Source organism: Luteipulveratus halotolerans (assembly GCF_001247745.1).
Lineage (GTDB): Bacteria > Actinomycetota > Actinomycetes > Actinomycetales > Dermatophilaceae > Luteipulveratus > Luteipulveratus halotolerans.
In genome coordinates this window covers 1,819,131-1,838,350 of record NZ_LAIR01000002.1, presented here as the reverse complement: position 1 = coordinate 1,838,350, position 19,220 = coordinate 1,819,131, and the positions used below count along the sequence as shown (strand labels likewise).

Here is a 19,220-nt window from a genome sequence, read left to right as displayed (position 1 = left end):
TCCGGGGACAGGGAGTCCCTTAGAGTGGCACTCCGAACCCGCACATCTCCTGCCCGTGAGGCCTGCCGTTGTCTGTCCAGCCCATCCGCCTGTTCGGCGACCCCGTCCTGCGTACGCCGGCTGCCCCTGTCACCGACTTCGACGCCGAGCTGCGCCGCCTCGTCAAGGACCTCGAGGAGACCATGCTCGACGCTCCCGGAGCGGGCCTGGCCGCGCCGCAGATCGGGGTGGGGCTGCGGGTCTTCACCTACTTCGCCGACGGTGAGGTCGGCCACCTGATCAACCCCGACCTCGAGCTGTCCGACGAGATCGAGTGCGGTCCTGAGGGATGCCTGTCGATCCCGGACCTCGTGTTCGACACGCCGCGGGCCGTGCGGACGGTGGCCAAGGGCTTCGACATGTACGGCGAACCGGTCACCATCGAGGGCACCCACCGGCTGGCCCGGTGCCTGCAGCACGAGACCGACCACCTCGACGGCATCCTGTTCGTTGATCGTCTCGACCAGGAGGCGCGGCGGTTGGCCATGAAGGAGATCCGCGACGCGGAGTGGGCCGGGATGCCTGGTCCGATCGTGCGGGTCAGCCCGCACCCGACGTTCGGGCGGGCCACCTGATGCGCGTCGTGTTCGCCGGCACGCCCGAGGTCGCCGTCCCGTCGTTGGACGCCGTGCTGGCGTCCGAGCACGAGGTCGTCGCCGTCGTGACCCGTCCCGATGCGCGCGCCGGGCGCGGGCGTCGTACGGTCGCCTCGCCCGTGCGTGCGCGCGCCGAGGACGCCGGCCTGGAGGTCCTCACCCCGGCCCGTCCGTCCGAGCCGGAGTTCCAGCAGCGGCTGCGCGAGCTGGCTCCCGACGTGTGCCCGGTGGTCGCCTACGGCGCGCTGGTGCCCCGTGCCGCTCTGGACATCCCGCGCCTGGGCTGGGTCAACCTGCACTTCTCGCTCCTGCCGGCGTGGCGTGGCGCTGCCCCGGTGCAGCACGCGGTGATGCACGGCGACGAGGTCACCGGAGCCACCACGTTCGTGCTCGAGGAGGGCATGGACACCGGGCCGGTGCTCGGCACGCTCACCGAGACGGTCCGTCCGACCGACACCAGCGGCGACCTGCTCGACCGCCTGGCGCAGGCCGGTGCAGGACTGCTCGTCGCCTCTCTCGACGCTCTCGCCGAGGGGCGTGCAGTGCCGGTGCCGCAGCCTGCTGACGGCGTCTCGCTCGCGCCCAAGATCACCACAGACGATGCCGAGATCCGTTGGCACGAACCGGCTTTCGCCGTCGACCGACGCATCCGCGCGTGTACACCCGCACCGGGTGCGTGGACGACGTTCCGGGGCGAGCGGATGAAGGTCCAGCCGGTCACCGTCGCCGACGCCGAGCCGGTCCCGCCCGGCCAGGTGGTGGTCGGCAAGCGTGACGTGCTCGTCGGCACCGCCACCGCTCCCGTGCGGCTCGGCACGGTGCAGGCGGCCGGCAAGAAGGCGATGGCTGCGGCCGACTGGGCTCGCGGCACCCGGATCGACGACGCGGAGGTTCTCGGTGGCTGACGACCGACGCGGAGGATTCCGCAACTCCAGAGGTCGGCAGCGACCCGACGTCCGACGTGACGTCGACCGCGGACGATCGGCGAGCAGGCCCTCCGAGCGACGCCGCGAGGGCGACCCGGCCCGGCGCGCGGCGTACGACGTCCTGCGGGCGGTCGAGCGCGGCGCGTACGCCAATCTCGAGCTCCCGAAGATCCTGCGCAACGCCGGTCTCACCGGGCGTGACGCCGGGTTCGCCACCGAGCTGACCTACGGCGCGATCCGGATGCGTGGGTTCTACGACCCCGTGATCGAGCTCGCCGCGGGCCGGCCCGTGGCGCAGATCGACCCACCGGTCCTGGACACCCTGCGGCTGGGCGCTCATCAGCTGCTCGGCATGCGCGTCCCGTCGCATGCTGCGGCGTCCGAGACGGTGGCCCTGGCCCGCAGCGTCAACGGCACCGGTGCCTCGGGATTCGTCAACGCCGTGCTGCGCCGTGTCAGCGAGCGCACACGCGAGGAGTGGCTCGCCGAGGTGACCGCCGGTCGTGAGCCCGACGACGCGCTCGCCGTCGAGCACTCCCACCCGGCCTGGGTGGTCCGGGCCCTGCGCTCGGCGCTCCTCGGGCACGGAGCGACCACCGACGAGCGGGTCGAGGGCGACCTCGTGCGCCTTCTCGCGGCTGACAACGACCCGCCGCAGGTCTCCCTCGTCGCGCGCCCCGGCCTGGCCGACGTCGACGAGCTGGTCGAGGCCGGTGCGGAGCGGTCGCCGCTCTCGCCGGTGGGCGCGCGTCTGGGGTCGGGCGACCCCGGAGCCATCCAGGCGGTCCGCGACACCCGCGCAGCGGTGCAGGACGAGGGCTCGCAGCTGCTGGCGCTCGCGCTGGCCGGTGCCGAGGTCCCGTCGGATGACCCCGAGGGCGAGCAGTGGCTCGACCTGTGCGCCGGCCCGGGTGGCAAGACCGGTCTGCTCGCGGTGCTCGCGCGCCAGCAGGGCGCGCTGCTGTTCGCCAACGAGGTGAGCGAGCACCGCACTGAGCTGGTCCGCAAGACCTTGCGCGCAGCGCTCGACGACGGCGTCGAGGTCATGATCGGCACCGGCGACGGGCGCGACCTGGGTCGTGAGGAGCCCGACACCTACGACCGCGTCCTCGTCGATGCTCCCTGCACCGGCCTGGGTGCCCTGCGTCGTCGCCCCGAGGCGCGCTGGCGGCGTACGGCTTCCGACGTCGCCGACCTGACCGCCCTGCAGCGTGAGCTGCTCCGGTCGGCCGTCGATGCGACCCGTCCGGGCGGGGTCATCGGTTATGCGACCTGCAGCCCGCACATCGCCGAGACGACCGTGGTCGTGGACGACCTCGTCCGGTCACGCGACGACGTGGTGCTCGAGGACGCGCGTCCGCTGTTCAAGGACGCCGACGGACGCCAGATCGACGCGCTCGGCAACGGCCCGTCGGTGCAGCTGTGGCCCCACCTGCACGGCACCGACGCGATGTTCTTCGCCCTGCTGCGCAAGACCTCCTGACCCGAAAGGCACGCCTCTCCCGATGCAGATCTCACCCAGCATCCTGTCGGCCGACTTCGCCAACCTCGAGACCGAGCTGCAGCGCATCAGCAACGCCGACTGGGCCCATGTCGACGTCATGGACGGCCACTTCGTGCCCAACCTGACCCTGGGTCTGCCGGTGGTCGAGGCACTGCAGAAGGTCAGCCCGATCCCGCTGGACTGCCACCTGATGATCGAGGACCCCGACCGGTGGGCGCCGTCGTACGCCGAGGCCGGCGCGCAGTCGGTGACGTTCCACATCGAGGCCGCCAAGGACCCGGTGACGCTGGCCCGTGCGCTGCGCGCGGCCGGAGCGCGCGCGTCGATGGCGGTCAAGCCGGGCACCGACTTCGCGCCGTACGCCGACCTGCTGCCCGAGCTGGACATGGTCCTGGTGATGACCGTCGAACCCGGCTTCGGCGGCCAGTCGTTCATGGCCGACCAGATGCCCAAGGTGCGTCAGGTGCGCGAGGCCGTCGCCCGGCACGGCGGTGAGGTGTGGATCCAGGTCGACGGGGGAGTGTCGGCCACGACGATCGAGCAGTGCGCCGAGGCCGGAGCCGACGTCTTCGTCGCCGGCTCGGCGGTCTACGGCGCCGACGACGCGGCGGCCGCGGTCGACGAGCTGCGCGCGCTGGCGCAGCAGCACGCCCACTGATCCCGGGTGCGTCGTCTCACAGATCGGTGTTCCGTTCGGCGTCGCGTGACGGCGGGTGCATACTGAGGGGTAGCAGTACGTGCTCCGGGGTCGGTGTAATTCCGAGCCGGCGGTGACAGTCCGCGACCCGCACGCCTCACCTGAGGTGAGCGGTTGACCTGGTGGAACTCCAGGACCGACGGTGAAAGTCCGGATGGGAGGCGCACGTGCGGGCGCCCCTTCCGGGGCGTCCGTCCGCCGGTGACGTCCGGGCGCGCTCTGCGCGGTCCGGGCTGACGGGTCGCACCGCTGACCCGTCGCACGTCACTTCTCCACCCCGGGGCTCGCCGTCCGCGAGCGAGAGGGAGTGGAGCCCATGGTTCTCCAGCAGCACGACGACGCTGCCTGGCTGCGCCGGGCCGTCGAGCTCGCCGCGCACGGACCCGCTGCCGATCCCAACCCGCGTGTCGGAGCCGTCGTTCTCGACGCTGCTGGCGAGCTCGCGGGCGAGGGCTGGCACCAGGGTGCGGGCACGCCGCACGCCGAGGTCATGGCGCTACGCGCCGCGGGTGGCCAGGCGCGAGGTGGCACTGCCTACGTCAGCCTCGAGCCGTGCTCCCACGAGGGCCGCACGCCCGCCTGCACGGGCGCCCTCCTGGACGCAGGCGTACGCCGCGTGGTCTTCGCCGCGGCCGACCCCAGCCCGGAGGCGTCCGGAGGAAGCGACGTCCTGCGCGAGCACGGTGTCGACGTCGTCGGCCCGGTGAGCGGCACCGGCTCCGAGCAGCTCAACCAGCCATGGGCGTACGCCGCGGTGCACGGTCGCCCGTGCGTCACCTGGAAGGTCGGGGCCACGCTCGACGGCCGGGTCGCAGCGGCCGACGGCTCAAGCCGCTGGATCACCGGTGACGCGGCGCGCGCCGACGTCCACCGCCTGCGTGCGACGGCGGGCGCAATCCTGGTCGGCACCGGCACCGTCCTGGCCGACGACCCGTCCCTCACGGTGCGCGACGCCGACGACCGGGTCGTCGGAGCACAGCCGCTGCGTGTGGTGATGGGTGAGCGAGACATCCCGGCCGACGCCCGTGTCAACGGTCCGGGCGAGCTGGTCCACCTGCGTACTCACGAACCGGCCGAAGTCCTGAAGTCGTTGCAGGACAAGCAGATTCGGCACGTGTGGCTCGAAGGCGGGCCGACGGTGGCCGCGGCGTTCGTTCGCGCCGGCCTCGTCGACGAGGTCCTCGTCTACCTCGCGCCGACTCTCCTGGGTGACGGCCCCTCACTCGTCGGCTCACTCGGCGTGCCCACGTTGGCCGCCGCCCACCATCTCGAGCTGGACGACGTCGTCCAGCTCGGTCAGGACGTCCGGCTGCGACTGCGGCCGCGACCCGTCGAAGGAGCGCACTGATGTTCACCGGAATCGTCGAGGAGCTCGGCACCGTCGAGCAGATCGACCAGGGGCAGGAGTCGGCCGTGCTGCGCGTGCGCGGTCCGCTCGTGACCAGCGACGCCGTGCACGGCGCCTCGATCGCGGTCAACGGCGTGTGCCTCACGGTCGTCGAGCACGGCGACGAGCAGTTCTCGGTCGACGTCATGGCCGAGACCCTGCGGCGCAGCAGCCTCGCCGAGCTCGCCGTGGGCGACCGCGTCAACCTCGAGCGCGCGATGCCGGCCGACGGCCGGTTCGGCGGTCATGTCGTCCAGGGTCACGTCGACGGCACCGCGCGCATCGTCGCGCGCGAGCCGGGCGACCGCTGGGAGGTCGTGACGTTCGACCTGCCCGCCGACCTCGCGCGCTACGTCGTCGAGAAGGGTTCGATCACGGTCGACGGCATCTCGCTCACGGTCTCGGCCGTCACGCCCGACACCTTCAGCGTCTCGCTCATCCCGACCACCCTCGAGCTGACCACGCTGGGCCGCAAGCAGGTCGGCGACCCGGTCAACCTCGAGGTCGACGTGATCGCCAAGTACGTCGAGCGCCTGATGGCGCCGGCCACTCACCGAGGAGCCTCCGCGTGAGTCTGCTGCACCACCTGTTCGATGCCCAGATCGTCTTCGACTACGGCATCCACTGGTTCGAGACCGAACCCGTCTACGGCAAGCAGAGCATCCTGTGGCGTGAGGTCATCGGCAACGTCTTCGGCTTCGCCTCCGCTGTCGGCGGCCTGCGTCGACGCGTCTGGGCCTGGCCGGTCGGCATCATCGGCAACGCCCTGCTGTTCACGGTGTTCTTCGGTGTCGCGTTCTCCAACCCGCAGGGCGAGACCTTGTTCGGGCAGGCCGCCCGGCAGGTGTTCTTCATCATCACCTCGGTCTACGGGTGGTGGCGCTGGCAGCAGCTGCGCCGCGAGCGCGGTCAGGACGCCTCTGCCATCACGCCTCGCTGGGCGACGATGCAGGAGCGTGCGGCCTACCTCGCCGTCTGGGTCGGTGGGGTGCTGATCTGCCAGTGGGTGTTCGCGAGCATCGGAGCGGGCTGGCCCGCTCCCCGTTGGTACTACTGGGCCGACGCGTGGATCTTCGTGGGCTCGATGGTCGCGACCTATGCGATGGCCCGCGGCTGGAACGACTTCTGGCTCGCCTGGATCGGTGTCGACCTGGTGGGCGTCCCCCTGCTCGTCCACTCCAAGTTCTACCCCTCCGCCGTGCTGTACGTCGTGTACTCGGCCCTGGTCATCTACGGCTTCGTCGTGTGGCTGCGGGTGTCGAGGTCGCACGACGCCGCTGAGTCCGCCGAACCCGCAGGAGCGCTGTCATGAGATCCACGATCGAGCAGGCGTTGCACGCGCTGCGCCTGGGCCGACCGGTCCTCGTCCTTGACGACGAGGACCGCGAGAACGAGGGTGACGCGATCGTCGCCGCCCAGACGGTCACGCAGGAGTGGGTCGGCTGGTCGGTCCGTCACGGCTCCGGGCTCATCTGCGCCCCGATGACCGACGCGTACGCCGACCGCCTCGCCCTGCCGCACATGGTCGAGCGCAACGAGGACTCGCTGCGCACGGCGTACACCGTGACGGTCGATGCGGCGCAGGGCGTGACCACGGGCATCAGCGCCGCCGACCGGCTGCGCACGCTCTCGGTGCTCGCCGACCCCGAGTCGGGGCCGTCCGACGTGATCCGGCCCGGCCACGTGCTGCCGCTGCGCGCGCGTGACGGGGGAGTGCTGGAGCGCCCCGGCCACACCGAGGCCGCGGTCGACCTGTGCCGCCTCGCAGGCCTGGCGCCGGTCGGCGGCATCGTCGAGCTGGTGCACGACGACGGCTCGATGCTGCGCGCACCGGACGTCCACGCTCTCGGCGACGAGCACGACCTTCCTGTCATCACGATCGAGCAGCTCATCGCCTGGCGCCAGCGCCACGACCGCGTCGAGCGCGTCACCCGGACGGTGCTGCCCACCGAGCACGGGCGGTTCGACCTGATCGCCTACGTCGACCGGCTGACCGGTTCGGAGGTGCTCGCCCTGGTCTCGCCCGAGGGTCTCGGCAAGGGCCCGGTACTGACCCGGGTGCACTCGGAGTGCCTCACCGGCGACGCGCTCGGCTCGCTGCGCTGCGACTGCGGTCCGCAGCTGCAGGCGGCCATGGCGCAGGTGGCCCGTGAGGGTGGCGTCGTCGTCTACGTGCGCGGTCATGAGGGACGAGGTGTGGGGCTGGTCGACAAGCTGCGCGCCTACGCCCTGCAGGACTCCGGTCGCGACACCGTCGACGCCCAGCTCGATCTCGGCCTGCCCGTCGACGCGCGCGAGTTCCACACGGCCACAGCGGTTCTCACCGATCTGGATGTCGACGACGTCCGGCTGCTGACCAACAACCCGGCCAAGGTCGAGTCGGTGACGGCCGCCGGGATCCGGGTGAGCGACGTCGTACCCCTGGTCGTCGGCACAGGCGCCCACAACGCGCGCTACCTGCAGACCAAGCGTGACCGGCTCGGTCACACGATCACGTCCGACACCACCCGAGGAGCAGCATCATGAGCGGAGCCGGAGCACCCGAGCTCGCCGTCAGCACCCCTGACCTCAAGGTCGCCGTCGTCGCGGCGTCCTGGCACACCACCGTCATGGACGGGCTGCTCGCCGGCGCCCGCCGGGGCCTGGCCGACGCGCAGGTCCCCGACGACCACATCACCGTCGTCCGCGTGCCGGGCAGCTTCGAGCTCGGCGTCGCCTGCGCGCGGCTCGCACCGTCGTACGACGCGGTCGTCGCGCTGGGTGTCGTCATCCGTGGCGGGACCCCCCACTTCGACTACGTCTGCCAGGCGGCGACGTCGGCGCTGTCCGAGGTCGCGCTGCGGACCGGAACGCCGGTCGGCTTCGGGCTGCTGACGTGTGACACCGAGGAGCAGGCGCTCGACCGGGCCGGCCTCGCGGGGTCCGCCGAGGACAAGGGCCACGAGGCCGTGACCGCGGCCCTGGCGACCGTCGCCGCGCTGAAGGGCCTCACGTAGCCTGCGCAGATGACCTCATCGAGCGCGATGCGACGGGCTCTGGCCCGAGCCCGGGACGGCAAGGCCCTCAACGATGACGAGGCGTTGGTGCTGCTCGGTGCCCGGGGAGATGACCTCGTGGCGCTCATGCAGCCCACGGCTCGGGTGCGCGACGCGGCGATGCTCCGTGCAGGTCGGCCGGGCACCGTCACGTACTCGCGCAAGGTGTTCATCCCGCTGACGAGACTGTGCCGAGACCGTTGCCACTACTGCACATTCGCGACCGTGCCGCATCGTCTGCCGGCAGCGTTCCTGTCGCCCGACGAGGTGCTGGCGATCGCCCGCGAGGGCGCGGCTCAGGGCTGCAAGGAGGCGCTCTTCACGCTCGGCGACCGTCCGGAGGACCGCTGGCCCGCGGCGCGTGAGTGGCTCGACGCGCACGGGTACGACGACACGCTCGCCTATGTGCGGGCCATGGCCATCCGTGTGCTCGAGGAGACGGGGCTGCTGCCGCACCTCAACCCCGGTGTCATGTCGTGGGCAGACCTGCAACGGCTCAAGCCGGTGGCGCCCTCGATGGGCATGATGCTCGAGACGACGTCGACCGCGCTGTTCACCGAGCCCGGCGGAGCTCACTTCGGCTCGCCCGACAAGGACCCGGCCGTGCGGCTGCGCGTGCTCGAGGACGCCGGCCGCGTCGGCGTACCGTTCACCACCGGCGTGCTGGTCGGCATCGGCGAGACCGTGCAGGACCGGCTGGCGAGCATCCTCGCGATCCGGCGGGTGGCTCGTGAGTACGGCTCGGTGCAGGAGTGCATCGTCCAGAACTTCCGGGCCAAGGACGACACGGCCATGCGGTCGACGCCGGACGTGGGGGAGGAGGAGTACCTCGCGACCGTCGCTGTCACCAGGCTCCTGCTCGGTCCGACCGTCAGCGTCCAGGCACCGCCGAATCTGTCTGAGCCACAAGAGATCTCACGGCTTCTCGCGGCGGGGGTCGACGACTGGGGCGGTGTCTCGCCGTTGACGCCGGACCACGTCAACCCGGAGCGCCCTTGGCCCGAGGTCGACGAGCTGCGTCGTTGGACGGAGGAGTCCGGGCTGCGGCTGGCAGAGCGGCTGACAGCCCACCCGAGGTACGTCCTCGGGGCCCTCGAGCACGACGAGCCGTGGATCGACCCGCGACTGCACGCGCACGTGCGCGCACTGGCCGACATGACCACTGGCCTCGCCGCTGAGGATGCCTGCGCCGCAGGACGGGCGTGGCAGGAACCGGACGGCGGTCTCGCTGCGACTGGTTCGGGTCGCGGTCGGGTCGACCTGCATCGTGAGGTCGACACCCACGGGCGCACCGACGACCGGCGCAGTGACTTCGACGAGGTCTACGGCGACTGGGACGAGGTCGCGCACCGTGTGGACGGCGCGCCCCAGCGGATGGATGCCGACGTGCGAGAAGCGTTGTCCCGCGCCGAGATCGACCCTGCGGGCCTGTCCGACGACGACTACCTCGCGCTCGTCACCAGTGACGGTGCGGAGCTCGATGCGCTCTGCCGGCTCGCCGACGACCTGCGCCGCGACACGGTCGGCGACGCGGTCACCTACGTCGTCAACCGCAACATCAACTTCACCAACGTCTGCTACGTCGGTTGTCGCTTCTGCGCGTTCGCCCAGCGCAAGACTGATGCAGACGCGTTCACGCTGTCGTTGCAGCAGATCGGAGAGCGCGCGGCCGAGGCGCAGCGTCTCGGTGCGACCGAGGTCTGCCTCCAGGGCGGCATCGACCCCGCGCTCGGACGGACGGCGTACGTCGACATCGTGCGGGCGGTGACCGAGGCTGCGCCGGGCATCCACGTGCACGCGTTCTCGCCGATGGAGATCGCGACCGCGTCGGCCAAGGCCGGCGTCTCGGCCAGGGAGTGGCTCCAGGAGGTCCGCGACGCCGGGCTCGGCTCGATCCCGGGCACAGCCGCGGAGATCCTCGACGACGAGGTGCGCTGGGTGCTGACCAAGGGCAAGCTCCCGGCGTCGCAGTGGGTGGACGTCGTGCGCACCGCTCACGAAGTGGGGCTGCCGAGCAGCTCGACGATGATGTACGGCCACGTCGACCACCCGCGGCACTGGGTGGGCCACCTGCGTGTCCTCACCCGGCTGCAGGACGAGACCGGCGGGTTCACCGAGTTCGTGCCGCTGCCGTTCGTGCACCACCACGCACCGGTCTACCTCGCAGGGCTGGCCCGGCCGGGCCCGACGATGCGCGACAACCGCGCTGTGCACGCGCTGGCGCGCGTGATGCTGCACGGCCGCATCGACAACATCCAGACCTCGTGGGTCAAGCTCGGCGTCGACGGCACCCGGCAGATGCTGCAGGGCGGGGCCAACGACGTCGGCGGCACGCTTATGGAGGAGACCATCAGCCGGATGGCCGGGTCCGAGCACGGCTCGGCCAAGACCGTGGCCGAGCTCGAGCAGATCGCCGATGGCATCGGTCGACCGGTGCGTCAGCGGACGACGACCTACGGACAGGCTGAAGGCGTCCCTGCCTGAGCCCGTACCCTCTGGGTCGTGAAGACGTTCGAGCAGCTGTGGGACGAGCTGTCCCGCAAGGCCACTGAGCGCCCCGAGGGCTCCGGCACCGTCGCCGCCCTCGACGCAGGCGTGCACACCATCGGCAAGAAGGTCGTCGAGGAGGCGGCCGAGGTCTGGATGGCGGCCGAGCATGAGGGCCAGGAGCGCACCGCCGAGGAGATCAGCCAGCTGATCTACCACCTGCAGGTGCTGATGCTCGCCTCCGACATCTCCCTCGACGACGTCTACTCCCACCTGTAGGAGCCCTGCGATGCTGAAAGTGGCTGTCCCCAACAAGGGCGCCCTGGCCGACTCCGCCGCTGCGATGCTCCGCGAGGCCGGCTACCGCGGCCGCCGCGAGAGCAAGGAGCTCGTGGTCCGCGACGCCGACAACGACGTCGAGTTCTTCTACCTGCGCCCGCGTGACATCGCCGTCTACGTCGGCTCGGGCACCCTCGACGTCGGCCTCACCGGCCGTGACCTGCTGCTCGACTCCGGCAGTCCGGCCGAGGAGGTCATGGCCCTCGGGTTCGGCGGTTCGACCTTCCGGTACGCCGGCCGCCCGGGCGTGGCCGCCGACGTCACCGAGCTGGCCGGTCGCCGCATCGCGACGAGCTTCTCCGGGCTGGTCCGCGCCGACCTCGACAAGCACGGCGTGGCGGCCGACGTGGTCAAGCTGGACGGCGCGGTCGAGACCGCGGTGACCCTGGGCGTCGCCGACGTCATCGCCGATGTCGTCGAGACCGGCACCACGCTGCGCAACGCCGGCCTCGAGGTGTTCGGCGATCCGATCCTCACCAGCGAGGCGGTTCTCGTCCGTCCGGCCACCCGTGACGACAGCACCGCGGTCGACGTGCTCGTACGCCGGCTGCAGGGCGTGCTCACCGCACGCCACTACGTGATGATGGACTACGACATCCGCGTCGAGCTGGTCGAGAAGGCCTGCGCGCTCACCCCCGGTCTGGAGTCGCCGACCGTCTCACCCCTGCACGACAAGGGGCAGGTCGCGGTCCGCTCGATGGTGCCGCGCCACCTCACCAACCGCATCATGGACGAGCTGTACGACCTCGGTGCGCGGGCGATCCTCGTCACCGACATCGCCGCCTGCCGCATATGAGCGCCGATCCGTACGCCGTCTTCCGCCCTCGGCGAGGACGGGTGGTCCCGCAGGTCATGGCGGTGCTGTCGGTCATCGTGTTCACGACGGTGGCGCTGACCGTCACCGGCGAGGGGCGCGGCGGCTGGGGCGGGCCCGACCGGATGCTGCTCATCCTGTTCGGGCTGGGCTTCGCCGGCATGCTGTGGAAGTTCTCCCAGGTGCGCGCCGAGCCGACCGCTGAGGGGCTGACGGTCCACAACCTGCTCGTGACCCGCCACCTGGAGTGGTCGCAGATCGTCAACGTGCAGCTGAGCGGCAGCTGGGCAGTGCTCGAGCTCGACGACACGGACACGGTCGCGGTGATGGCGATCCAGCGCTCCGACGGCGACCGAGCGATGGCCGAGGCCCAGCGTCTCGCCGCGCTCGTCGAGGGCCGCCGGCCGGGAGCCTGAGCGCGTCTCAGTCGTCCAGGTCGTCGGCGCGTGCCGGCACCTGGTCGCGGGCCTCGGCGTACGTCAGTCCGGTCAGCATCAGCAGGTCGGTCACGGTCGAGCGGACCTGCGCCCGGATCACCTCTCCCGACAACGACGAGTTGCGTGACGAGAGGCCGGCTCGTCGGGCGATCCGCGTGAGGTCGTCACGCAGTGGGTCGAGGTCACGGCGCTGGCTGAGCTCGTCGGCCATGCGGCCCATGACCTCGCCCAGGTCATCGACGAGGTCGAGGTAGCCGGGCGGCACCTGCTCGCCGACCCAGACGGCCACAGCCGCTCGACGCACGAGCACACGCAGGTTGCGGATGGCGCGGTCGAGGGGTTCGACGATCTCGGCGATCCCGACGACCGACGGCACATGCGAGCGCCGGAAGGGCGACTGACGCGTGACCGCGATGCCCTCGGCGGTGGCCTCGCGCAGCTCGTCCAGCATGGTCTCGGAGGCGCGGGCTCGATCCAGGGCTGCGTCGGCGCGGGACTGGTCGCGGCGGCGTACGGCCGTGGCCGTCTCGGCGAGGATCGAGCTGAGCTCGTGGACCACCTTGCCGGCCTGGACCCGTGGCCGCCGCACCGGTGACGTCGGGGTGATGGTGGCCGCGAGCAGCGCGACGACGCCTCCGATCGCGGCGTCGAGCCAGCGGCTGAAAGCCTGGCCCGCGGGAGCCACGAGAATGACGACGACCATGGACTGCACGCCCGCCTGGATCATGATCAGACCGCCGGCGCCGAGCAGCACCGCGATCGACATCGCGCACACCACGACGACGGCCAGCTGCCAGGCGCCCGTCCCGAACAGGTGCACGAACACGTCGCCGATGAACACCCCGACCGCGACGCCGACCGTGAGCTCGACGACCCGACGCAGCCGCTGCCCGTAGGTCAGGCCGAGCGTGACCAGGACCGTGATGGGCGCGAAGAAGGGGGACGGGTGGTCGAGCAGGTCGTGGGCGATCAGGTAGGCCAGACCTCCGAACACGGCGCACTGCAGGATCAGGAACAGGCGGTTGCGCAGCCGGTCGACGCGCTCGGCGAAGGACCGCCGGGTCAGCTGCGGACGCGGGTCGAGACGGCGCCCCCAGTCGCGGGCGACGGCTGCTGCCGGACCGGGATGCTCGCTCATGCGACCTCCTCGTCGGTGCGGACGACGACGTGAGCGTGCTCGGCCGTGCGGTCGGCGGCGAACAACGCGTCCTCCTGCTCGGCCCAGCGCTGCCAGTTCGGGCCGAACTCGTCCCCGTCGCGGGTCAGCCCGCGACGCATCCGTGTCGCCGGCGCCGCATCGACCCAGACGCGCACGTCGGCGTACGGGCGGGCGATGCCGACGCTGCACCCGCAGCCCTCGACGACGACGAACCGACGGCGCGGCACGGACACCGCCTCGGCGTACGCACCCTCGACCCAGTCGTAGCGACGGAACGTCGCGGGTTCGTCGCGAGCAAGTGGCACGAGCACCTGAGCCGTGAGCAGGGCAGGTGCCGCGGCGAGCCCGTCCCAGCCGGGGAACAGGTCGTCCAGGTGGACCGACGCCACGTCGTCCAGACGTGCTGCGACGAGCTGGGCGAGTGAGGACTTGCCCGCGCCGGCGCGGCCGTCGACGGCGATGACGACCGGCCCGTCACCGGACACCGCTCGGGCAGCCCCGACCACGCGGTCTGCGTCGGAGGGGCGGGCGTGGTTCACGCCCCAGACATGGTCGGCACCGGTCACGGCACCAAACTAGGGTGTCGCGGGTGAGCGTTGCTGTTCGTGTGATCCCGTGTCTCGACGTCGATGCCGGCCGGGTGGTCAAGGGGGTCAACTTCGAGAACCTGCGCGATGCAGGCGACCCCGTCGAGCTGGCCGACACCTACGACGGGCAGGGCGCCGACGAGCTGACCTTCCTCGACGTGACCGCATCGTCCGGCGACCGCGAGACGACCTACGACGTCGTCGGTCGCACCGCCGAGCAGGTCTTCATCCCGCTGACCGTCGGCGGGGGAGTGCGCGCGGTCGCCGACGTCGACCGGCTGCTGCGGGCCGGCGCCGACAAGGTCGGCATCAACACCGGCGCGCTCGCGCGGCCCGAGGTCATCGCCGAGATCGCCGACCGGTTCGGGTCACAGGTGCTCGTGCTGTCGGCCGATGTACGCCGGTCAGCGGACGGCACCTTCGAGGTCACCACGCACGGCGGTCGCCGGTCCGCAGGCGTCGAGGCGGTCGAGTGGTGCGTGCGGGCGGCCGAGCTGGGTGCCGGTGAGATCCTGCTCAACTCGATGGACGCCGACGGCACCAAGAACGGTTTCGACCTCGAGCTGATCCGCGCCGTGCGGGCCGAGGTGTCGGTGCCGCTGATCGCCAGTGGCGGAGCGGGCTCCCCGCAGCACTTCGTCGAGGCGGTCGAGGCCGGCGCCGACGCCGTGCTCGCCGCCTCGGTGTTCCACTTCCGTGAGCTGACGATCGGTCAGGTCAAGGACGCGTTGCGTGCCGCCGGTCACCCGGTCCGCTAGAACCCCACGCCCGCCGAGCGGTAGGCCGTCACTGACGCGGCGTCGCCGTCGACCTCGACATCAGCCCGTGCACCGTCCGCACCCGCGCGGCCGTAGATCTGCAGGAGCACCTCGCCGGGTCGGCCGTGGAGGGTCACCGACGGTCCGTCGGACTGCCCCGAACGCAGCGTCTGCTCGCCGTGGCCGTCGCTGATCGCGCGTACGCCCAGGGGCACCTTGCGCAGAGTGAGTCGGGCCAGTGACGGCAAGGCCTTCCAGAGGGCGTGCTCGAGATCGGGCGACAGGTCGCGGCGCGCCGCAGGGTCGGCCGCGCGCAGCACGTCCTCGTGGTGGACGAACATCTCACCGGTGTTGGCCCGCTCGTCGACGCCGGGCAGGGCGAACGCCGACAGCCGCGGCGGTCCGCCTCGCACCTGGTCGACGAGCTCGTCCCACGGTCGGGCCGCGAGTTCCTTTGCAACCGAACGCGCATGTCCTGCAAGGGGTTTGAGCACCATGGCGGCAGCGGCGTCGGGCCTGGACTCGCGGACGATGAGGTGTACGGCGAGGTCGCGTGTCTGCCAGCCCTCGCACAGCGTCGGCGCGTCCGGCCCGACCCGCTCGAAGGTGTCGCACAGGGCGTGGCGTTCGAGCTGGGCGAGGCGAGGCATGGTCGCCATCGTGCCAGGGGCGCACGCACAATTCGGTGGCGGCACTGTCGGCCCTGCGTGAGAAGGTGGTTCCTGGTCGCGACGACACCACAGGGGGTTCGTGCGACCGTCCACACCTGCTCGGAAGGACCTCGCTCACGTGACCTCGGCTGCACCAGCCACCCCCGCCCGCCGAGGCACGCTCCTTCGCGGACTCCGCGTCGTGGCCCGAGGGTTCGCCGAGCAACGCGGTGTCCTCGCGCTCGCGGTCGTCGGGTCGGCGATCTACGGCGTCATGACGGTCGCGATGGCGCGCGTCATCGCTCACCTCGTGTCGTCCGTCGTCGAGCCCGCGGTGCGTGCCGGGGAGATCACCGGAGGGCAGGTCTGGACCATCGTCTGGCAGATGTCCCTCGCCGTCCTGCTCACGGTCGTGGGTGTGATCCTGCGCCGGGTCTGCGCCGGCATGGCGTTCTTCAACCTCAACGCCGGCTACCGCCGACGCGTCACGCGCCAGTACCTCCGCCTCCCGCTGTCCTGGCACCACCGCCATCCCTCCGGTCAGCTGCTGTCCAACGCGAATGCCGACGTCGAGGCCACCTGGAACGTCTTCCAGCCGTTGCCGATGGCGATCGGCGTCCTGGTGATGCTCGCCGTCGGGGCGGTTGAGATGGTGCGGGTCGACCTGTGGCTCGCGCTCATCGGGATGCTGGTGTTCCCGGCTCTGTTCCTCGCCAACCTGGTGTTCCAGGCGCGCATGTCGCCGCGGGTCACGCTCGCGCAGCAGCTGCGCGCCGAGGTCAGCGAGGTCGCCCACGAGAGCATCGAGGCCGGGCTGCTGGTCAAGGCGATGGGTCGTGAGGAGCAGGAGACCGCGCGGTTCGCCGAGGTGACCGACCGCTTGCGCCGAGCGGCCATCGAGGTCGGCCGCACCCGCGGCACGTTCGACCCGGTCATCGAGGCCATCCCGACGCTGGGCACGCTCGCGGTCCTCGCCGTCGGTACCGCTCGGGTGGGCGCGGGCTCGATCCAGGCCGCCGACGTCGTCCAGATCGCCTACCTGTTCTCGGTGCTCGCGTTCCCGGTGCGCGCGTTCGGGTGGGTGCTCGCCGAGCTGCCCCGCACCGTCGTCGGGTGGGAGCGCGTCAACGCCGTCCTCTCGGCCCGGGGCGAGATGGCGTACGGCGACGCGGCCTTGGCGCCCGACGGCACCGGCGCGACTGCGGTGCGTGACGTCTCGTACGCCTACGAGGTCGCCGAGCGCTCCGACCTCGGACCGACCCGGGCCGAGCACGAGCCCGAGCCGGGCGAGCAGGTCGTCGCACTCCGCGACGTCACGATCGAGGTGCCCGCCGGCCGGACGACGGCCGTCGTCGGTCCGACGGGTGCGGGCAAGTCCACGCTCACCAACGTCGTCCTGCGGCTGGTCGACCCCTCGGGCGGGGTCGTCGAGATCGACGGGCGCGACCTGCGTACCGTCCGACGCGGTGGCGTGCCGGCGGTCGCGACCCTCGTCGCCCAGCAGACCTTCCTGTTCGACGACACGGTCCGGGGCAACGTCACGCTCGGTCAGGACGTCGAGGAGGACGACGTCGTCGACGCGCTCAAGATCGCTCAGGCCGACGGCTTCGTCGCCGATCTGCCGGACGGCATCGACACCCGCGTCGGCGAACGTGGAGCCAGCCTGTCCGGTGGGCAGCGGCAGCGCGTTGCGCTGGCGCGTGCGGTGATCCGGCGTCCGCAGCTGCTCGTGCTCGACGACGCGACGTCCGCGGTCGACCCGGCGATCGAGACCGCGATCCTCGACGGGCTGCGCGAGCGCAGCCGCGGCATGACCGTACTCGTCGTCGCCTATCGCATGTCGACGATCGCGATGGCCGACCAGGTCGCCTACCTCGAGCGTGGCCGCGTGATCGACCAAGGAACCCACCCCGAGCTGATGCAACGGTGCGAGGGATACCAGCGCCTCGTCACCGCGTACTCCCGCGAGGCGCAGGAGCGCGCCGCCGTCGCGGCCGACGAGGAGACCGCATGAGCACCGCGACGTCGAGTGAGATCGGTGGCAGCGCTGAGCTGACCACCTCGCAGACGCTGCGGCGCGGTCTGCAGCTGTCACCCGAGCTGCGCAAGGGCCTCGGGGTGACGCTGGGGCTGGCGCTGCTGTCGACGCTGGGGCGGGTACTGGTGCCGTTCGTCGTCCAGCAGACGACCGACCACGGCATCCTCGCCGAGGGCGGACCCGACACGGGCATGGTCGTCCGGCTGGTGCTGCTCGCCGCGGTCGCCGTGCTGCTCACGGGGGTGACGTCGTACGTCGTCAACCTGCGCCTGTTCCGCGCATCGGAGGGCGGCCTCGCCACCTTGCGCACCCGCGCGTTCAGGCACATCCACGACCTGTCGACCTTGACCCAGAGCACGGAACGGCGTGGGTCGCTGGTCTCCCGGGTCACCAGCGACGTCGACACGATCTCGCAGTTCGTGCAGTTCGGCGGGCTGATCCTCATCATCTCGGTCGGGCAGGTGCTACTCGCGACTGTGCTGATGGCGATCTACAGCCCGTTGCTCGCGCTGCTGGTCTGGGTCTGCTTCGTGCCGCTGTTCATCGTCATCCGCCACTTCCAGGGCGTGGTGGGTCGCGCCTACACCGTCGTCCGTGAGCGCGTGGGTGACATGCTGGCCGCGATCTCCGAGTCCGTCGTCGGCGCCGTCACGATCCGTGCGTACGGCGTCGAGGAGCGGACGGGACGCCGCATCGAGGACGCGATCGAGGAGCACCGCCGGTCGGCCATCGGCGCCCAGGTGCGCGCGGTCATCGCGTTCAGCACCGGTCAGCTGGTCGCGGGGCTCACCACGATGATGGTGCTCGCCGTGGGGGCAGTGATGGCGGCCAACGGCGACATCACGCTCGGTGAGCTGATCGCGTTCTTGTTCCTGGTCACGCTGTTCACCCAGCCCGTGCAGACAGCCACCGAGATCCTCAACGAGATGCAGAACGCCGTCGCGGGCTGGCGCCGGGTCATCGGCGTCATCGACACCCCCGCCGACGTCAGCGACCCGGGCACGCAAGGTGTCGAGCTGCCGCGTGGCCCGATCACGGTCGAGTTCGACGACGTGTCCTTCGCCTACCCCGGTGGCGACACCGTGCTGTCCGACGTCTCGCTCACGATCCCGCCGCGCTCACGCGTCGCGGTGGTCGGCGAGACCGGATCGGGCAAGACGACGCTCGCCAAGCTGCTCACGCGCCTGATGGACCCCGCGGGCGGGCGTGTGCTGCTCGACGGCGTCGACCTGCGCCGCGTCCGTTTCGCGTCGTTGCGCGCTCGCGTCGTGATGGTGCCGCAGGAGGGCTTCCTGTTCGACACCACGCTCCTGGAGAACATCCGCTTCGGGCGCCCCGACGCGACGGTCGAGGACGTCGAGCTCACCCTCACCGAGGTGGGACTCGACGGCTGGGTCGACTCGCTCGCGCACGGTCTCGGCACGGAGGTCGGGCAGCGCGGCGAGTCGCTGTCGGCCGGTGAGCGGCAGCTGGTCGCGCTCGCACGCGCCTACCTCGCTGACCCCGACCTTCTCGTGCTGGACGAGGCGACCTCAGCGGTCGACCCCTCGACCGAGGTGCGCATCCAGCGCGCTCTCGACGGGCTCACCACGGGTCGCACCTCCATCGCGATCGCGCACCGGCTGTCGACCGCTGAGGCGGCCGACGAGGTGATCGTCGTCGACCGCGGACGCGTCGTGCAGCGCGGCCCGCACGAGGTCCTCGTCCAGCAGCAGGGCAGTGTCTACGCCCGGCTGCACGCGAGCTGGGCGCGCCAGCAGACCTGAG

Annotated in this window: 19 protein-coding genes and 1 riboswitch; of the genes, 16 read left to right on the top strand and 3 right to left on the bottom strand. The window is 71.5% G+C overall.

The genetic code is table 11. The features are described from left to right. Nucleotides 1-68 precede the first annotated feature (68 nt). The 13 genes from def to VV01_RS09265 all read left to right on the top strand — a co-directional run bounded on the left by def (nt 69) and on the right by VV01_RS09265 (nt 12,240). Entirely contained in the window at nt 69-614 is a 546-nt protein-coding gene (def, locus tag VV01_RS09325) for a peptide deformylase (protein ID WP_050669643.1), read from the top strand. Continuing rightward, nucleotides 614-1,540 carry a methionyl-tRNA formyltransferase gene (gene fmt, locus VV01_RS09320; RefSeq protein WP_050669642.1) on the top strand — a complete coding sequence of 309 codons (927 nt, stop codon included), beginning with the start codon at nt 614-616 and terminating at the stop codon, nt 1,538-1,540. The genes def and fmt overlap by 1 nt, the downstream gene beginning before the upstream one ends. Next, nucleotides 1,533-3,044, top strand: a complete 1,512-nt coding sequence (locus VV01_RS09315) for an RsmB/NOP family class I SAM-dependent RNA methyltransferase (protein ID WP_050669641.1) — start codon at nt 1,533-1,535, stop codon at nt 3,042-3,044. Before fmt ends, VV01_RS09315 begins: the two co-directional genes overlap by 8 nt. Before the next feature lie 22 nt (nt 3,045-3,066). Continuing rightward, complete coding sequence (rpe, locus tag VV01_RS09310; protein ID WP_050669640.1) at nt 3,067-3,723, top strand: ribulose-phosphate 3-epimerase; 657 nt, start codon at nt 3,067-3,069, stop codon at nt 3,721-3,723. Between the two features lie 76 nt (nt 3,724-3,799). After that, nucleotides 3,800-3,932, top strand: a riboswitch (FMN riboswitch). A gap of 146 nt (nt 3,933-4,078) precedes the next feature. Then, a complete protein-coding gene (gene ribD / locus VV01_RS09305) occupies nt 4,079-5,110 on the top strand; it encodes a bifunctional diaminohydroxyphosphoribosylaminopyrimidine deaminase/5-amino-6-(5-phosphoribosylamino)uracil reductase RibD (RefSeq protein WP_050669639.1) in 1,032 nt (343 codons plus the stop codon). Beyond that, nucleotides 5,110-5,721: a riboflavin synthase gene (locus VV01_RS09300; RefSeq protein ID WP_050669638.1), complete on the top strand. Its 612-nt coding sequence runs from the start codon at nt 5,110-5,112 to the stop codon at nt 5,719-5,721. The genes ribD and VV01_RS09300 overlap by 1 nt, the downstream gene beginning before the upstream one ends. Next, on the top strand, nt 5,718-6,461 hold the full coding sequence (locus tag VV01_RS09295; RefSeq protein ID WP_407942911.1) for a nicotinamide mononucleotide transporter family protein: 744 nt from the start codon (nt 5,718-5,720) through the stop codon (nt 6,459-6,461). Before VV01_RS09300 ends, VV01_RS09295 begins: the two co-directional genes overlap by 4 nt. Further along, entirely contained in the window at nt 6,458-7,675 is a 1,218-nt protein-coding gene (locus tag VV01_RS09290) for a bifunctional 3,4-dihydroxy-2-butanone-4-phosphate synthase/GTP cyclohydrolase II (RefSeq protein ID WP_050669637.1), read from the top strand. Before VV01_RS09295 ends, VV01_RS09290 begins: the two co-directional genes overlap by 4 nt. Beyond that, complete coding sequence (ribH, locus tag VV01_RS09285) at nt 7,672-8,145, top strand: 6,7-dimethyl-8-ribityllumazine synthase (RefSeq protein WP_050669636.1); 474 nt, start codon at nt 7,672-7,674, stop codon at nt 8,143-8,145. Before VV01_RS09290 ends, ribH begins: the two co-directional genes overlap by 4 nt. A gap of 9 nt (nt 8,146-8,154) precedes the next feature. Continuing rightward, nucleotides 8,155-10,668 carry a bifunctional FO biosynthesis protein CofGH gene (locus VV01_RS09280; RefSeq protein WP_050669635.1) on the top strand — a complete coding sequence of 838 codons (2,514 nt, stop codon included), beginning with the start codon at nt 8,155-8,157 and terminating at the stop codon, nt 10,666-10,668. An 18-nt stretch (nt 10,669-10,686) separates the two neighbouring features. Beyond that, entirely contained in the window at nt 10,687-10,950 is a 264-nt protein-coding gene (locus VV01_RS09275) for a phosphoribosyl-ATP diphosphatase (protein WP_050669634.1), read from the top strand. Nucleotides 10,951-10,960: 10 nt separating this feature from the next. Further along, the gene (gene hisG / locus VV01_RS09270; RefSeq protein WP_050669633.1) at nt 10,961-11,806 is read left to right on the top strand and encodes an ATP phosphoribosyltransferase; all 846 of its coding nucleotides are present in this window, start codon (nt 10,961-10,963) and stop codon (nt 11,804-11,806) included. Beyond that, nucleotides 11,803-12,240: a PH domain-containing protein gene (locus VV01_RS09265; protein ID WP_050669632.1), complete on the top strand. Its 438-nt coding sequence runs from the start codon at nt 11,803-11,805 to the stop codon at nt 12,238-12,240. The genes hisG and VV01_RS09265 overlap by 4 nt, the downstream gene beginning before the upstream one ends. 7 nt (nt 12,241-12,247) lie before the next feature. Here the strand turns inward: VV01_RS09265 and VV01_RS09260 are convergent, their stop codons facing one another. Together VV01_RS09260 and VV01_RS09255 are read right to left on the bottom strand one after the other, a co-directional pair. After that, nucleotides 12,248-13,399, bottom strand: coding sequence for an FUSC family protein (locus VV01_RS09260; protein ID WP_050669631.1), 1,152 nt, complete (start codon nt 13,397-13,399; stop codon nt 12,248-12,250). After that, nucleotides 13,396-13,986: a nucleoside/nucleotide kinase family protein gene (locus tag VV01_RS09255; RefSeq protein WP_231635198.1), complete on the bottom strand. Its 591-nt coding sequence runs from the start codon at nt 13,984-13,986 to the stop codon at nt 13,396-13,398. Before VV01_RS09255 ends, VV01_RS09260 begins: the two co-directional genes overlap by 4 nt. 23 nt (nt 13,987-14,009) lie before the next feature. On the opposite strand from VV01_RS09255, the gene hisF reads away from it, so the two are divergent. Further along, nucleotides 14,010-14,765, top strand: a complete 756-nt coding sequence (hisF, locus tag VV01_RS09250) for an imidazole glycerol phosphate synthase subunit HisF (protein ID WP_050669629.1) — start codon at nt 14,010-14,012, stop codon at nt 14,763-14,765. Here the strand turns inward: hisF and VV01_RS09245 are convergent. Then, a complete protein-coding gene (locus VV01_RS09245; RefSeq protein ID WP_050669628.1) occupies nt 14,762-15,415 on the bottom strand; it encodes a TIGR03085 family metal-binding protein in 654 nt (217 codons plus the stop codon). The two genes, hisF and VV01_RS09245, sit on opposite strands and share 4 nt — an antisense overlap. 202 nt (nt 15,416-15,617) lie before the next feature. Here VV01_RS09245 and VV01_RS09240 point away from each other — a divergent pair, with 202 nt between their 5' ends. Both VV01_RS09240 and VV01_RS09235 read left to right on the top strand, forming a co-directional pair. After that, nucleotides 15,618-17,429: an ABC transporter ATP-binding protein gene (locus VV01_RS09240; RefSeq protein WP_231635197.1), complete on the top strand. Its 1,812-nt coding sequence runs from the start codon at nt 15,618-15,620 to the stop codon at nt 17,427-17,429. Then, nucleotides 17,426-19,219, top strand: coding sequence for an ABC transporter ATP-binding protein (locus VV01_RS09235; protein ID WP_050669626.1), 1,794 nt, complete (start codon nt 17,426-17,428; stop codon nt 19,217-19,219). The genes VV01_RS09240 and VV01_RS09235 overlap by 4 nt, the downstream gene beginning before the upstream one ends. The last annotated feature ends 1 nt before the right edge of the window (nt 19,220 follow it).